Origin of the sequence: Peribacillus frigoritolerans, from assembly GCF_030676415.1 — a bacterium.
Classification (GTDB): Bacteria; Bacillota; Bacilli; order Bacillales; family DSM-1321; genus Peribacillus; species Peribacillus frigoritolerans_A.
In genome coordinates, this window is the sequence record NZ_JAUUTW010000081.1 from 1 (window position 1) to 989 (window position 989).

1 pseudogene is annotated in these 989 nt (G+C 39.2%); it reads left to right on the forward strand.

The annotated features are described in order from the left end of the window. Nucleotides 1-989: pseudogene (locus Q8G36_RS28550) on the forward strand (IS3 family transposase); the annotation flags it as partial.

Here is a 989-nt window from a genome sequence, read left to right on the forward strand (position 1 = left end):
AAAGGGGCGTCTATCCATGAAAAAAGAAACTAAGAAAAAATCGCCAGCTAATGGCTCTCAAGAAGCACTTCTTGCCGAATTAGAATACTTACGTGCAGAGAATGCCTATCTAAAAAAGTTGAATGCCTTAGTTCAAGAAAAGGAAGCCTTACAAAGAAAGAAAAAGCGAAAGTAGTCCATGAACTAAGGAAACAATTTGATTTAAATCTGCTTCTATCCATTTCTAAAATGGCACGGAGTACGTACTATTATTGGGTAAACGCCTTCGGGCGTGAGGATAAATACACAGAAATTAAATCCCTTATCAAAGAGATATTCCATACGCATAAAGGGCGTTATGGGTATCGGCGTATCACCCTAGAATTACGTAACCGAGGTGCTCGCATCAATCATAAAACAGTTCTCCGATTGATGAATGAACTAGGATTGAAGTCATTAGTTCGCATGAAGAAATACCGTTCGTACAAAGGGAACATCGGCAAGATTGCGCCCAACATTCTAGCACGTGATTTCAAGGCGGCAAAGTCCAATGAAAAATGGGTGACAGACGTCACAGAATTCCATCTAGCTGGGGAGAAACTATACTTATCGGCCATTTTAGACCTGTTTAATGGAGAAATCATCGCCTATAATATCGAATCTCGTGCTGTTTATCCGCTCGTTTCCAAAATGCTGGATAAAGCCTTTGATCGCTTGGAATCGAAAGATTCACCCATTCTCCATTCAGATCAGGGCTGGCATTATCAGATGAAACAATACTCGCATGATTTGAAAAAACATAACATTACACAAAGCATGTCCCGCAAAGGAAATTGTCTCGATAATGCGGTCATTGAAAACTTCTTTGGCTTATTAAAATCCGAATTACTCTATCTTCAAGAATTTGAAAGCATGGAGCATTTCAAACAAGAGCTAGAAGAATATATCCATTACTACAATCATCAACGAATCAAGGTAAAATTAAAAGGCATGAGCCCGGTAGATTACCG